Origin of the sequence: Agrobacterium vitis (assembly GCF_013337045.2) — a bacterium.
GTDB classification, from domain to species: Bacteria; Pseudomonadota; Alphaproteobacteria; order Rhizobiales; family Rhizobiaceae; genus Allorhizobium; species Allorhizobium vitis_B.
On the sequence record NZ_CP118259.1, the window covers coordinates 1,823,548 to 1,837,524 of the forward strand.

13 protein-coding genes are annotated in these 13,977 nt (G+C 58.9%); 3 read left to right on the top strand and 10 right to left on the bottom strand.

Annotated features, from left to right (window positions below; genetic code table 11):
• The first annotated feature begins 214 nt into the window (after window positions 1–214).
• Window positions 215–358: a DUF1127 domain-containing protein gene (locus G6L01_RS08805; protein WP_015916326.1), complete on the top strand. Its 144-nt coding sequence runs from the start codon at window positions 215–217 to the stop codon at window positions 356–358.
• 153 nt (window positions 359–511) lie between these two features.
• On the top strand, window positions 512–1,969 hold the full coding sequence (gene trmFO / locus G6L01_RS08810; protein WP_070164971.1) for a methylenetetrahydrofolate--tRNA-(uracil(54)-C(5))-methyltransferase (FADH(2)-oxidizing) TrmFO: 1,458 nt from the start codon (window positions 512–514) through the stop codon (window positions 1,967–1,969).
• Window positions 1,970–2,014: 45 nt separating this feature from the next.
• Here trmFO and G6L01_RS08815 read toward each other — a convergent pair whose 3' ends face one another.
• The 5 genes from G6L01_RS08815 to yajC form a co-directional block, all read right to left on the bottom strand.
• On the bottom strand, window positions 2,015–2,479 hold the full coding sequence (locus G6L01_RS08815) for a hypothetical protein (protein ID WP_070164972.1): 465 nt from the start codon (window positions 2,477–2,479) through the stop codon (window positions 2,015–2,017).
• 243 nt (window positions 2,480–2,722) lie between these two features.
• Entirely contained in the window at window positions 2,723–3,586 is an 864-nt protein-coding gene (locus G6L01_RS08820) for a phytoene/squalene synthase family protein (protein ID WP_070165156.1), read from the bottom strand.
• 4 nt (window positions 3,587–3,590) lie between these two features.
• On the bottom strand, window positions 3,591–3,977 hold the full coding sequence (locus G6L01_RS08825; protein ID WP_070164973.1) for an Mth938-like domain-containing protein: 387 nt from the start codon (window positions 3,975–3,977) through the stop codon (window positions 3,591–3,593).
• 3 nt (window positions 3,978–3,980) lie between these two features.
• Window positions 3,981–6,551 carry a protein translocase subunit SecDF gene (secDF, locus tag G6L01_RS08830; RefSeq protein ID WP_070165157.1) on the bottom strand — a complete coding sequence of 857 codons (2,571 nt, stop codon included), beginning with the start codon at window positions 6,549–6,551 and terminating at the stop codon, window positions 3,981–3,983.
• A 208-nt stretch (window positions 6,552–6,759) separates the two neighbouring features.
• Window positions 6,760–7,131 carry a preprotein translocase subunit YajC gene (yajC, locus tag G6L01_RS08835; RefSeq protein ID WP_015916332.1) on the bottom strand — a complete coding sequence of 124 codons (372 nt, stop codon included), beginning with the start codon at window positions 7,129–7,131 and terminating at the stop codon, window positions 6,760–6,762.
• A gap of 209 nt (window positions 7,132–7,340) precedes the next feature.
• Here yajC and G6L01_RS08840 point away from each other — a divergent pair, with 209 nt between their 5' ends.
• A complete protein-coding gene (locus G6L01_RS08840) occupies window positions 7,341–8,207 on the top strand; it encodes an ATP-binding protein (protein ID WP_070164974.1) in 867 nt (288 codons plus the stop codon).
• A gap of 116 nt (window positions 8,208–8,323) precedes the next feature.
• On the opposite strand, the gene G6L01_RS08845 is transcribed toward G6L01_RS08840, so the two are convergent.
• The 5 genes from G6L01_RS08845 to tatC form a co-directional block, all read right to left on the bottom strand.
• On the bottom strand, window positions 8,324–9,973 hold the full coding sequence (locus G6L01_RS08845; RefSeq protein WP_070164975.1) for a LysM peptidoglycan-binding domain-containing M23 family metallopeptidase: 1,650 nt from the start codon (window positions 9,971–9,973) through the stop codon (window positions 8,324–8,326).
• Window positions 9,974–10,198: 225 nt separating this feature from the next.
• The gene (locus tag G6L01_RS08850) at window positions 10,199–10,852 is read right to left on the bottom strand and encodes a protein-L-isoaspartate(D-aspartate) O-methyltransferase (protein ID WP_070164976.1); all 654 of its coding nucleotides are present in this window, start codon (window positions 10,850–10,852) and stop codon (window positions 10,199–10,201) included.
• Window positions 10,849–11,619: a 5'/3'-nucleotidase SurE gene (gene surE / locus G6L01_RS08855; protein ID WP_070164977.1), complete on the bottom strand. Its 771-nt coding sequence runs from the start codon at window positions 11,617–11,619 to the stop codon at window positions 10,849–10,851. The genes G6L01_RS08850 and surE overlap by 4 nt, the downstream gene beginning before the upstream one ends.
• 32 nt (window positions 11,620–11,651) lie before the next feature.
• Entirely contained in the window at window positions 11,652–12,935 is a 1,284-nt protein-coding gene (serS, locus tag G6L01_RS08860) for a serine--tRNA ligase (protein ID WP_070164978.1), read from the bottom strand.
• A gap of 91 nt (window positions 12,936–13,026) precedes the next feature.
• Window positions 13,027–13,839, bottom strand: a complete 813-nt coding sequence (gene tatC, locus G6L01_RS08865; RefSeq protein ID WP_070164979.1) for a twin-arginine translocase subunit TatC — start codon at window positions 13,837–13,839, stop codon at window positions 13,027–13,029.
• Between the last annotated feature and the right edge of the window lie 138 nt (window positions 13,840–13,977).

The window sequence follows — 13,977 nt, forward strand, 5'->3', positions numbered from 1 at the left end:
GTGAGAACTTCACCCGGAAAATGCCTGTTTTGAGCGCCCCAAGATCACGCTCAAATCTTAGCCGAAGCACAATAAATAGCCATGAATCTGCACAAACGCATAGCAGTCGCCCATTTATTGCACTGTCTCTAATGCCTTCCCCGATGTATAAGCATGCCAACAGCTGAGGCGGGAGAGACCGCCGGATCAGCAAACAAGATCTCGAGGAAATGTCATGAACCCGATCCGCATTGCTAAAAACTGGATTAGCTATCGCCGCACTCTGTCCGAACTGGGCGGCCTGTCGAACCAGACCCTGTCCGATATCGGCATCACCCGTTACGACATCCGTCACATTGCCAACCGTTCGTTCCGTTAATCGGATCCGGTTTTAAAATTTGAATTGAATGTTCGAACGGCGCTTTTGGCGCCGTTTTCTATTTCTAACTCTCCAAACCAAGCTTGCATCTCCAAAGTGCAATTTGCTCTGTTCAAGATTGGAAGCGGCGGCAAGGCGTGATAAGCAGCCGCCATGACAGACAACAACTCCTATTCCCCTATTCACATCATTGGCGGCGGGCTGGCTGGCTCCGAAGCCGCATGGCAGATCGCTGAGGCGGGCGTGCCGGTCATTCTTCATGAGATGCGCGGCCTTCGCGGCACCGACGCCCATAAGACCGATAGCCTTGCTGAGCTTGTCTGCTCCAATTCCTTCCGCTCCGACGATGCCACCGCCAATGCGGTCGGGGTTATCCATACGGAAATGCGGCTGGCCGGCTCGTTGATCATGGCCTGCGCCGACCGTCATCAGGTGCCAGCGGGCGGCGCGCTTGCCGTCGACAGGGATGGCTTTGCCGAAGCTGTGACGCAGGCGCTGGAAGCCCACCCGCTCGTAACCGTGGTGCGCGAGGAAATCACCGGCCTGCCGCCGGGCGATTGGGATCTCAGCATCATCGCCAGCGGTCCGCTGACATCACCGGCACTGGCCGAGGCCATCCGCGCTGAAACAGGTGAGGACGCGCTGGCCTTTTTCGACGCCATCGCCCCCATCGTCCACCGCGACAGCATCAATATGGATATCTGCTGGTATCAGTCGCGCTATGACAAGGTTGGCCCGGGCGGTACGGGTAAGGATTACATCAACTGCCCGCTGGACGAGGCCCAGTATAACGCCTTCATCGATGCATTGATTGCCGGTGACGCAGTCGGCTTCAAGGAATGGGAAGGCACACCCTATTTCGACGGCTGCCTGCCCATCGAAGTCATGGCAGAACGCGGGCGTGAAACCCTGCGCCATGGACCGATGAAGCCGATGGGGCTGACCAATTCCCATAATCCTACCGTGAAAGCCTATGCCGTCGTGCAGCTGCGCCAGGATAATGCGCTGGGCACGCTCTATAATATGGTCGGCTTCCAGACCAAGCTGCGCTACGGCGCCCAGGCCGAGATTTTCCGGATGATCCCCGGTCTGGAAAACGCCGAATTCGCCCGGCTTGGTGGCCTGCACCGCAATACCTATATCCATTCGCCGGTACTGCTCGATCCGTCTCTCTCCTTGAAGAGCAGACCGGGCCTGCGTTTTGCCGGGCAGATCACCGGCTGCGAAGGCTATGTCGAGAGCGCCTCCATCGGCCTTCTGGCCGGTCGCTTTGCTGCTGCCGAGCGCAAGGGCGAAGCCTTTAGCCCGCCGCCGGTGACAACGGCGCTTGGTGCGCTGCTCAACCATATTACCGGTGGCCATATCGTGTCCAACGACGAACCCGGCAAAAAGTCTTTCCAGCCGATGAACATCAACTTCGGACTGTTTCCGGATCTGGAGCCCGGCTCCATCGTCAAGCCAGAAGGCGTGAAGCGTTTCCGGGGCAAGGACAAGACTGTCATGAAGCGCCAGTTGATCGCCATCCGCGCCCTCGCCCATTGCCGGGAATGGCTCGGCCTGCCGCCGCACATCCCACAGCCGGTTGCGGAAATGGAAGACGCAGGCCTTTAATACCGAGGCCCGAAGATCTCAATGAACCTGATGGTCCCATCCTACTCAAGACGAAGTCTTGTCAAACCGGTCTTCCGCCGGCTCCAAGTCGTTCGGCGCGATATAGTTGCCGAGCAGCCATAGCGACACTTCTGCTGCCTCGGCGGGCTTGGCGAAAATATAGTCGCCGTTATGCTGGGCTGCATCGAGAAACGTGATGTGGAAACCGTGAACGCTCTCCAAGGGCTGGACCTGCACATGCCCCGGCTCGATCAGATGGCAGGCATAATGATTGCGAAGATTGCGCATGAAGCCCGCACGGTTGTCATGAAGCCTGACGAAAACGGCTTTGCCATCGGCTGTGGCATGCAGGCTGCGGATGGCTTCACCAGGAAAGGCCCGGCCGAATTCCAGGATGGCAAGCCCGACATCGCTTAGGGTTTCGCCATCATTGCGCTCCGCCATGCGCGAGACATACCAAGCGAAGGCGATAATGCCCAAAAACACAAAAATACCGATCCCAACGCCCACTGGCAACCTCCGGATGATGCTTGAGCAGCACTGCCGATCAAGGATCGCGCAATTGCGGCAACACTTTATATCTGCTGCATAATCCGTTGATACGATTCCAACTTGCGGATTTTGCAGTTGGCAAGATCTAACGGTTGAGCCTTGCGTGAGTTTGGAGGCTCAGTGCGAACCTGTGCAGCGTTTGCCAGGAAAAGTGGAATCCGGGTTTTCCCGAGGGGCTGGTTCAGGAGGGACCTGACAGCCCTAAAATCGACCCGTCACGCTGGCGCGCAGCAGTGTCAGTTGGCGGCGCCACTGAGCTCGGCGAATCGGTGTTTGCAGAATATCGGCGCCGCGCCGACGAGCATCCCGCAGAATCGGCCCGGCGAGCGCCACAGGCAGATAGGCAGCAACCAGAGACGCCGGAAGCTTGCCACCAGCGCGCGCCTTGGCAAGGTGATCGAGCCCCAGACCGGCAAAGGCTTCGATTGCCCCATCTATCCTCATCTCGTCCTTGCCCGACAAAAAGGCATCACGGTCGAGGCCAGTCGCAGTCAATATCTCGTCGGGAATGTAAAGCTGTCCCCGCGCCCGATGTTGCGGCATCAGCGCCAACAGTCCGGCAATGGCCTGGGCAACACCAGCATGTCCGGCGATGGTTGCGCAATTCAGCGCGGCCTCGGTATCCAGCACCAGGCTCGCCAGCTGGATTAGCGCCGAGGCGGTCTCTCCCGCATAGCCTTCCAGCGCCGATCTCGGCCCGATCGGATCATCGTAAAGATCGGCAATCCGCGCATCGATCATGTCGAGCAAGGGCTGAACCGGCAGGTGATAGCGCTCCACAGCCGCCAAAAGCCCTGCCGCCAGCGGATTGGCCTTGGTATCGCCATGTCCCTTGCCCGAAAGCAGGTCGCGCCAATATTGCAGCCGGATTTCGCCCGGCAAGGGTTCGCGCACCAGATCACGCACGCGGGCAAGCTCGGCATTGAAGGCATAGAGTGCTGCCAAGGCAGGCTGCTTTTCCGGCGGGGAGAGAAGGCAGGCCAAATACCGATCGCGGTCAATCTCCCGCAGTGTCGTAAGGCATACATCCGGGACCAATGGCGATGGCTTTGCACTTTCGGCCATGGGATCAGACTGCAATCAATGCGGCGGCCACGGGCCGTTCTTCCGCCAGCATCACATTATAGGTCCGCACCGCGGCACCGGTGCTCATCGGGTCAGAACCGATGCCGGCAGCGGTCAGGGCAGCTTTAACTTCACTGGGGATACGGCGCAGTTCCGTGCCCGTGCCGAGCAACAGGAACTCGACCTTATCCGCCTCGTCCAGCAGGCGCTGGAGGGCGGCAACCGTCAGGTCCTCGCCCTCGCGCATATCCCAGCCATAAATGCCTGATGGTAACAGCAAAAGGGAGCCGCGATGCGACATATCCGCGAACCGGAACCCGCCATTGCCATAGGCATCGATGGGGGACCGACCCGGAAAATGCGCCTCGCGGATGATAATGCCCTTTGCCAATGCCTATGCTCCCGCCTTGCCCGCTGTGCCGTTCTTCTCCGGCTTTGCTTTTACAGCCTTGTCCGGCTCGCCCTGACCTTCGGGGCGCAGACGGAAGGCGATCAGCACCGGTGCCGCCATATAGATAGAGGAGAATGTGCCAACGAGAACCCCGAACAGCATGGCGAAGGTGAAGGAGCGGATAACTTCGCCACCGAACAGGAACAATGCCAGAAGGGCCAGAAGCGTGGTGACAGATGTCAGGATGGTACGAGACAGGGTCTGGTTGATCGACGTGTCGATCAACACATCCAGCGGCATTTTCTTGTAACGGCGCAGGTTCTCGCGCATGCGGTCATAAACGACCACGGTATCGTTCAGCGAATAGCCGACAATCGTCAGGATCGCCGCGATACTGCTGAGGTCGAATTCCACCCCGGTGACCACATAGAGACCAAGCGTCAGGATGACGTCATGGAGGGTTGCGATGATGGCGCCTGCCGCAAACTGCCATTCAAACCGGATCCAGATATAGACCAGGATCGCCATCAGCGAAATCAACACGCCAATGGTTGCGGATTTCGTCAACTCACCCGACACGGACGGGCCGACAACTTCGGTACGGCGGAACTCATAGGCCTGTTCCAATTCGCCACGCACCTTGGCAACAGCCGACTGTTCGCCGTTTTCGCCCTCATCCTGGGCCTGCAAACGGACCAGAACGCTGCTCGGATCACCAAAACCCTGGACCTGGACATCGCCGAGGTTGAGACTGCTCAACTGTTCGCGGATGGCGGCGGGATCGGCATTGCCCTGACGGGCCTTCAACTCGATGATAGAACCACCGGTAAAATCGATGCCGAGCTTCATGCCGACCGTGCCGAAACCGACGAGAGCGGCAATGGACAAGGCAGCCGACAGCAGGAACGTGTAACGGCGTACCCCCATGAAGGGAATATTGGTTCCGTCGAAAATCCCGGTCCGCACCCCCTTGGGCATTGCCTTGGGACGACGCGTATTCACCCAGACGGTAAACATCCAGCGGGTCAAGCCAAAGGCGGTAAACACCGTGGTGATGATACCAATGGCAAGCGTCACCGAGAAGCCACGCACCGGACCGGAGCCGAGAAAGAACAACACGCCGGCAGCAATCAGCGTCGTAACATTGGCATCGACAATCGTCGCCAAGGCCTTGTTGAAGCCGATATCGATCGACTGAATGAGGGAGCGCCCGCTCTTATATTCCTCGCGGATACGCTCGTAGATCAGCACGTTCGAATCAACCGCCATGCCGATGGTCAATACGATACCGGCGATGCCCGGCAGCGTCAGCGTCGATCCAAGCAGCGTCAGGATGGCAATAATCATGACGATATTGGCCAACAGCGCCAGCACGGCAAGCACGCCGAAGAATCCGTAAAGCCCGATCATCAGCACCACGACGAGCCCCGCGCCGATAAAGCCGGCAGAAACCCCGGCCCGGATCGAATCGGCACCAAGGCTTGGGCCAACGGTGCGCTCTTCGACCACGGTCAAGGTTGCTGGCAAGGCACCGGCACGAAGCAGCACGGCCAAATCATTGGCGCCCTGCACCGTGAAATTGCCGGAAATCTGGCCGGAGCCACCGACAATCGGTTCACGGATCACAGGCGCGGAAATCACCTGATTATCGAGCACAATGGCAAAAGGCCGCCCGACATTCTGCTGGGTCGCCTGGGCAAACCGCTGCGCACCACGGCTATCAAAGCGGAAGCTGACGACCGGTTCATTATTCTGCTGATTGAAGCTTGCCTGCGCGTCAACGAGATCCTCGCCGGACACCAGAACCCGCTTTTCGACCAGATAAGGCACCGCGGCCTCATCCTGGCTGTAAAGCACTTCGGACGTGGCAGGCGGGCGACCGCTGATCGCTTCGGTGGCCGACATGCTGGTATCGACCATGCGGAAGCTCAGCTTCGCGGTCTGATTCAGAAGGTTCTTCAACCGCTGCGGATCATCAAGACCCGGCACCTGAACGATGATCCGGTCAGAACCCTGGCGCTGGATCAACGGCTCGGTATTACCAAGCTCATCGACGCGGCGGCGCACGACTTCGATGGACTGGGTGAGTGCCGAGGACATGCGATAATCGATACCGGCATCGGTGAGGTTGAACTTCAACAACCCATCGCCGCTATCGTCCAGCGTCGCTTCCTGGATGCTGCTCGACCCGAAGCCGCCGGTGCTGACTGGTGCAGTCAGCGTCTGCAAGCCCTTGCGCGCCGCATCAAGCTGGGCCGGATCGGTAATGCGCACCTGAACCGCCTGGCCAACGCCATTCAGCCCCGTATAGCGAACGCCCGCATCGCGAAGACTGCTGCGGATATCGCCAACCACGGCTTCAAGCCGCTCCTTGACGATATCGTTGCGCTCGATCTTCAGCATGATATGCGAGCCGCCCTGCAAATCGAGACCGAGCGTCATCTGCTTGCTCGGGAACCAGGACGGAAGACGGGCCAGTTGATCCTTGCTGAACAGATCGGGCAGCGCGATCAAAACGCTCGCCACGACGGCAAGCCAGAGAAGAATTGTTTTCCAGCGGGAGAAATGCAGCATCGACATCTCGAAGGGTAAGGTCTGGGCAAATAGACCGGGATCGTCAAACGGAAATGGCGGCTTGATACGCCGAGCAAGATTTACCGCAGGGCAAACCATCGCTCAACATACAAAGCGGCCATTTCAGAGGACGGAAGCGGCTTTTCTCCAGCAGACAGCAGAAAAAAGTCAGGCCGCCCTGTTGGGCGGCCCGGTGTTCAAACTTGGGTCAAGCGTCGGTCTTGGAACCGTCGGCTTTGGCAATCTCGGCCTTGACCGGTTCACCCTTGACGCGCACTTCGGCGATCAGGCTGCGCAGCGCCTTAACCTTGACGCCATCGGCGATTTCGACTTCCAGTTCCTTATCGTCGGTAACCTTGGTTACCTTGCCGATCAGGCCGCCGCCAAGAACCACCTGGTCGCCGCGACGAATAGCCGACAGCGTTGCTTCCCGCTTCTTCAGCTGGTTGCGCTGCGGGCGGATCAACAGGAAATACCAGATCACCATCAAGGGTGCGAAAAGCAGCAGCATTTCAAACCCGGACCCCATCCCGCCAGCGGCAGGTGCTGCATCCTGAGCGAATGCCTGTGTTATGAACATGAGAAACTCCTTCGGAACCGGGGCAGCAAAGATCCTGTCCCCCCTGTTTTGCCGCCGGAATATAGGAATACCCCAAGGGAATGCAACAGAAACAGCGGCTTTGCGTACCGAATCCCCGGTCAATACACTTTCGAACCCTGTATGACCATGGTAGCGCAACGATCACAGGCGGTCTTGAACCACTTTTCCTAGATGAACGGAGGCAAAACATGACCGATACGCTGGCTGATCTGCTGCGGGAAGTGACCCGGCTCGCCGATGCCATGGAACGGCTGGCCGGTCCCGCCCCGGCGATTAACGACTGGAGCAGAGCCGATTGCTTCGTCTGGCATCCGGCAAATCAGCATCTGCAACCGGTGCCAAGGCCCAACCGAGTCTCGCTCGGCCTCATCAGGGGTGTCGATCGGGTGCGTGACATCCTGCATGAAAACACCGAACGGTTCGCGCTCGGCTTTGCCGCCAACAATGTTCTGCTGTGGGGCGCGCGCGGCATGGGCAAATCCTCGCTGGTGAAGGCAGTGCATGCCGATATCGTAATGGCCACCGGGGTGCGGCTGAAATTGGTGGAAGTCCACCGCGAAGACATCGCCTCCCTGCCCGCGCTGATGGACCTGCTGAAAAACAGCGACGAGCGGGTGCTGCTGTTTTGCGACGATCTTTCCTTCGACCATGACGATACTGCCTATAAATCGCTGAAAGCGGCACTGGATGGCGGCATCGAGGGCCGTCCGGACAATGTGCTGTTTTACGCCACCTCCAACCGTCGCCACCTGCTGCCCCGGCATATGATGGAAAACGAGCAGTCGACCGCCATCAATCCGTCAGAAGCGGTGGAGGAAAAGGTCTCTCTTTCCGACCGGTTTGGCCTCTGGCTCGGTTTTCATAAATGCAGCCAGGACGACTATTTGGCGATGATCGACGGCTATGCCGCGCATTTCAAGCTTCCGCTGCCGCCTGAACAATTGCACGCCGAGGCTCTGGAATGGGCCACCACGCGAGGGGCGCGCTCCGGGCGAGTCGCCTGGCAATATATCCAGGATCTGGCCGGGCGGTTACGGGTCGAACTTGAGCGGTAGGCTTATCCGCCCTATAGCAAGCCCCTTATGAAGAAAGGCCCGGATTGCTCCGAGCCTTTCTCAACTTTCCTGAAACGCACTACCTTATTCAAGAAAAAGCTTTCGCCCTGCGACGCCTATTCCAGGAAGCCCATCGGGTTGACTGGGGTCGCATCCTTGCGCACTTCAAAATGCAGGGTCGGTTGGCTGGCATTGCCGCTCATGCCCGATGTTGCCACCTGCTGGCCACGCTGCACCTTCTGGCCGCGCTGAACGGAAATGGCATCGGCATGGCCGTAAACAGTCACAGTGCCGTCGTCATGGCGAACAAGCACGGTGTTGCCGAGTTCTTTCAGGCCATTGCCAGCGTAGATAACCACGCCGTTTTCGGCGGCCTTGATCGGTGTACCGGTCGGCACGGAAATATCGATACCGTCATTGCGCTTGCCAGCGACATTGGCGCCAAACGGAGCCACCACAGCGCCACGCACCGGCCAGCGATATTTGCCGATGCCAGTTGCGTCAGGGGCCTTGTCGCCGGGATCGGCGGAGGCAACATCAGTGACAGACTTGGTCGGCGCGGCAGGCGCCGGAGCCGCAGCAGTCACCTTGGGCGCTTCCGGCTTGGTATTGGCAGGCGCCGTGCTGACAGGTGTCGCGGCAAGCTTTTGATCAGCCTGGGGCAATTCCAGCGTCTGGCCAACGCGAACACCCTGGGTGCCGAGATGGTTTGCCTGCTTCAAGGCAGCAACCGAAACACCGTTCTCACGAGCAATCTTGGCAATCGAATCGCCCGACTTGACCACATAGGTGCCAGCGGCTGGCGGCGTCTTGCCAGTGCCGGCGGCATTGGTGGTGTTGTTTGCGGCAATATCAGTCTTGACCTTGTCACGCAGTTTCGGATTGGTCGGCAACACTGCGACCTTATTTTCCTGGCGCGGCGCAGGTCCGGGGGACTGACCTGGAGGCAACAACGTGCCTTCGGCAGCAGCAGCCCTGGTCGGCGTATTGCGCGAACCGAAGGTCGGAATGAGGATGGACTGACCGGGACGCGCAGCCCCTGCCGTCGAAAGACCATTGGCCTTGACGATTTCCTTTTCCGGCACGCCGTAGCGCTGCGACAGCGTGGCAAGGCTTTCGCCCGGCTTCAGCACGACGCGAGGTGCATTGACCGTGCTCCAACCATTCGCACCTTGGCCATTCGCACCCTGGCCAGCACCAGCGCCAGCCGCCAGGCCGGGCTTTGCGGGCTGTGGCAGGGTGTTGGTGGACAAGCCGTCGCCATCCTCCAGTGCAGCCGACTGGTGAGTGGCCGCCGGAAATGGCTGAGCCGAAGCCGTCTGACGGCGCGAAGAGATCGGGCCTGTCGATGCGGTAGAGCCGGATGGCGGCGCGAGTTCGGCCTTCTGAACGGACACGGCCGAAGAAGCACGCCGCGCTGGTGAATAGGTCTGCTGGGCCGGATAAGGCTGTGTCATCGCCTGCTGGCGATTGCCATAACCACCGCCGCCCATCGATCCGCCGGACGCCGCTGGAGCATAAGAGCCACCACCATCTACATCAGCCTGCGGCACTGGTGCATTGTTCATCCCGGTGATCTGGCCGCCCGTCGAGGCGGTCGTCATCGAATCGGTTTTGGAAAACAGGCCGGAAAAGCGGCTTGAATCGGAACTGCAACCAGTCGCGACGCTCGCCATCAGGCCAACCCAGAGAATCTGGGCAACAGGCATGCCGGATTTATAAGACTGACTCTGACGCATGATACAACCCACTGACGACGCAACCATTTGTGAAGTTTATTAAAGCGCGTTAGTATTACCGGGCGGTTAACCGCGTGGAATCCTTATGAACATTCAGCAAAAAAACGCAGGAAAACCGGGGACTACGTCTCTGGAAACCCTGATTTTCCGGGGTTTTACGAAAATGTCGTTAACCATAAAAATTAAGGGCGCAGTGCCAACCACCCACAAACCCTCCCATTTTGGCAAATTTAGCGAGATCAAAGCTTCCAATCAGAGGAAGGCAGCCACATTTGGGGTTAGGGGCAGATAGGGAACCTCGAACAGGTCTTCCCGCTCAAACCGGCTGCCGGTGCGGGTCAGCCGCACCATGACGCATCGGTTTTCGTCCAAAATAAGCGGAGCCAGCAGCACACCGTTATGGACCAGTTGCTCGGTAAAGACTTTCGGCATTGAGGGGAAGGCGGCTGTCGCAATGATTCGGTCGAACGTCCCCTCGCCCGGCAAGCCAAGACTGCCATCGCCATGGCGAATAATCGCATTGCGGACTGACAATTGCTCGAGACGCGCCTGCGCATCGTTTACCAGCGTCTTATAGCGCTCCACCGAGACGACACGTTCGCTAAGACGCGCCAATACAGCGGTCATAAACCCGCTGCCGGTGCCGACCTCCATCACCCGCTGGCCGGGCTTGACGCGCAGCCGCTCGATCAGCCGTACGGCAAGATCGGCCCCTTCCATGAAGGCACCGCATTCGAGCGGAATCGTCTGGCGGGAATAGGCGTGCTCGGCCAGATGATGGGCGACGAATCGCGACCGGGGCGTCTGTTCCACCGCCGTCAGCAGGTTGATGTCGGAAATCCCCTCCGAGCGCAGCCGCAGCACCAGGGCGGCAAAGCCTTCTTTTTCAAGCATTGCGGATTTCAAGACCCCACCTCCGGGTTCAGCGCGGCGGCGATGATATCCTGAACCGCGTAATCGGTCAGGTCCAGCTTCAGCGGCGTGACCGAAATACGGTTGTCGCGCAACGCTCCGATATCCGTTCCGGCGCGGAAATTGCCCTTGCGGTCGCCGAATCGCAGCCAGAAATAGGGCAGCCCACGGCCATCCAACCGCTCTTCGACGCTGAGACCGAAGTCGAGCTTACCCTGCGAGGTCACATCGACACCCGTAACCTCGTCCGGCTCGCAATTAGGGAAATTCAAGTTGAGGAACGTGCCGGGCGGCAGGTCGATATGCATCAGCTTGGCAATCAGCGCTGGCGCATGGGTTTCAGCCACATGCCAGGGAATGGAATGGCCAGCTACGTAGCTATAGGCCTGGCTAAGCGCAAACGAGCGCACCCCATGCACCGTGCCTTCGATGGCCCCAGCCACCGTGCCGGAATAGGTGACATCATCAGCAAGGTTTGCCCCGGCATTGACGCCTGACAGCACCAGATCCGGTTTGCCGGGCAGCAGTTTGCGGATAGCCATGATGACGCAATCGGTCGGCGTTCCCCGTAGGGCAAAGCGCTTTTCGCCAAGCTGCCGCAGCCGCAACGGCTCCGACAGGGTCAGCGAATGGGCAAGCCCGCTCTGATCGGTTTCAGGCGCCACAATCCACACATCGTCGGACAGCGTCCGGGCTATCTTTTCCAGAACGGCCAGACCGTCTGCATGAATGCCATCGTCATTGGTCAGCAGAATCCGCATTGGTCCTCGTCAAGACGTTTCTGAAGCCGGAATTAGCTGGCTTTTTCGATTCTCGTCAGACCGCCCATATAGGGCAACAATACGTCAGGCACAGTGATCGAGCCATCTTCGTTCAGATAGTTCTCCATCACTGCAATCAGGCACCGGCCAACCGCCGTGCCCGAACCGTTCAGCGTGTGGACGAATGTGGTGCCCTTGCCGTCCTTGTTGCGGTAGCGGGCATTCATCCGCCGTCCCTGGAAATCGCCGCAGACCGAGCAGGAAGAAATTTCACGGAACGTGTTCTGTCCCGGCAGCCAGACTTCCAGATCGTAGGTCTTGGCAGCACCGAAGCCCATGTCGCCGGTGCAGAGCGTCATGGTGCGGAAATGCAGGCCAAGGCGCTTCAGCACTTCTTCGGCGCAGGCCGTCATCCGCTCATGTTCCGCCAGGGCGCTCTGCGCATCGGTGATCGACACCAGTTCGCATTTCCAGAACTGATGCTGGCGCAGCATGCCGCGCGTGTCACGTCCGGCAGACCCTGCTTCCGAGCGGAAGGACGGCGTCAAGGCTGTAAACCGCAGCGGCAGTTTTTCCTGATCGAGAATTTCGCCGGAGACCAGATTGGTCAGCGTCACCTCGGCTGTCGGGATCAGCCAGCGACCATCGGTGGTCTTGAACAATTCCTCAGCAAATTTCGGCAATTGGCCGGTGCCATACATCGCTTCATCGCGCACCATCAGCGGCGATGAGACTTCCGTATAGCCGTGTTCGCTGGTGTGGAGATCGATCATGAACTGGCCGAGCGCCCGCTCCAGTCGCGCCAAAGGCCCGGTCAGCACCGTGAAGCGTGCGCCGGAAAGCTTGGCAGCGCGGTCGAAATCCATATAGCCCAGCGCTTCGCCGATTTCCGGATGCTCGATGGCCTTGTGGTTCCAACCCGGCTTCTGGCCAACAACACGCGCCACGACATTATCGTGTTCATCCGCACCGACAGGCACGTCGTCCAGCGGAATATTGGGAATGCGCGACAGGGCATCGGTCAGCTCCGCACTCAGGCGGCGCTCGTCTTCTTCGGCAGCCGGCAGGGTGTCCTTCAGCGAGGCAACTTCGGCCTTCAGCTTTTCGGCCAGCGCCATATCCTTCTGCGCCATAGCCGCGCCAATTTCCTTGGACGCGGAATTGCGGCGCGACTGCATGTCCTGCATGGACTGAACAACGGCCCGGCGCTGTTCATCAAGCGTGATCAGGCTCTGCGACAGCGGCTCTGCTCCGCGCTTTGCCAGCGCCTGATCGAGTAGCTCAGGGTTTTCACGAATCCATTTGATATCAAGCATCGTCGTTCCAAGTATGTAAGCGGGCCAAGTATGTAAGCGGGCCAAGTATGTAAGCGGACCAAGTATGTAGCGAGCCGGATTTTGACGCAGGCTATTCCACCTCGGTCGAGGTGCTGGCTTCAGTAGCGGCCTTCTTCGACCGTTCCCTTTCCACGATCTTTGCGGCGTAGATCGAGACTTCGTAGAGAAGGATGGTTGGCAGTGCAAGACCGATCTGGGACATCGGATCGGGCGGGGTTAGCACTGCCGCAACGATGAAGGCGATGACGATGAAATATTTACGCTTTTCGGCCAGCCACTTACTGTCGATGATCCCGACCCGGGCCAGAAGCGTGGTCACCACAGGCAATTGGAACACAAGTCCGAAGGCAAAGACCAGCGACATGATCAGGCTGAGATATTCCGAGACTTTCGGCATCAGCGAAATCGCCACATCGCCCTCACCCGGCGCCTGCTGCATCGCCAGGAAGAACCACATCACCATCGGGGTAAAGAAGAAATAGACCAGCGCCGCACCCATCAGGAACAGAACCGGAGAGGCAACCAAGAACGGCAGGAAAGCCTGGCGCTCGTTTTTATAAAGGCCCGGTGCCACGAACTTGTAGATCTGCGCGGCAATCACCGGAAAAGCGATGACCATGGCAGAAAACATCGCCACCTTGACCTGGGTGAAGAAAAACTCCTGCGGCGCCGTATAGATCAGCTCCGCCTTGCTGACATCCAGATGCGCCCAGATCACAGCCCATTTATAGGGGATGACCAGAAGATTGAACAAATGCTTGGCGAAGAAAAAGCAGACGATGAAGGCCAGGAAAAACGCACCCAGCGACCAGATCAGCCGCGTCCTCAGCTCTATCAGATGCTCGATCAGCGGCTGCGGCTTGTCCTCAATGTCGTCGCTCATGCTTCACCCTTGGTGATGTCTTCCGCTCGGGGCTCAGGCTGGCTGGCCATCGTTTCACCAGGGACAGTCTTCTTCCTGGATGCGGTTTTCTTTTTCAATTCTGGCACAGCAGCCGTCTCCGGCAGACCCTTTGCCGCT

Bases quoted from the DNA above. Each gene is read 5' to 3' on its own strand.
- tatC (WP_070164979.1), bottom strand. From the start codon at position 13,839: ATGAGCGACGACATTGAGGACAAGCCGCAGCCGCTGATCGAGCATCTG.
- yajC (WP_015916332.1), bottom strand. From the start codon at position 7,131: ATGTTCATAACACAGGCATTCGCTCAGGATGCAGCACCTGCCGCTGGC.
- trmFO (WP_070164971.1), top strand. From the start codon at position 512: ATGACAGACAACAACTCCTATTCCCCTATTCACATCATTGGCGGCGGG.
- serS (WP_070164978.1), bottom strand. From the start codon at position 12,935: ATGCTTGATATCAAATGGATTCGTGAAAACCCTGAGCTACTCGATCAG.
- surE (WP_070164977.1), bottom strand. From the start codon at position 11,619: ATGCGGATTCTGCTGACCAATGACGATGGCATTCATGCAGACGGTCTG.
- G6L01_RS08840 (WP_070164974.1), top strand. From the start codon at position 7,341: ATGACCGATACGCTGGCTGATCTGCTGCGGGAAGTGACCCGGCTCGCC.
- G6L01_RS08845 (WP_070164975.1), bottom strand. From the start codon at position 9,973: ATGGTTGCGTCGTCAGTGGGTTGTATCATGCGTCAGAGTCAGTCTTAT.
- secDF (WP_070165157.1), bottom strand. From the start codon at position 6,551: ATGCTGCATTTCTCCCGCTGGAAAACAATTCTTCTCTGGCTTGCCGTC.
- G6L01_RS08820 (WP_070165156.1), bottom strand. From the start codon at position 3,586: ATGGCCGAAAGTGCAAAGCCATCGCCATTGGTCCCGGATGTATGCCTT.
- G6L01_RS08805 (WP_015916326.1), top strand. From the start codon at position 215: ATGAACCCGATCCGCATTGCTAAAAACTGGATTAGCTATCGCCGCACT.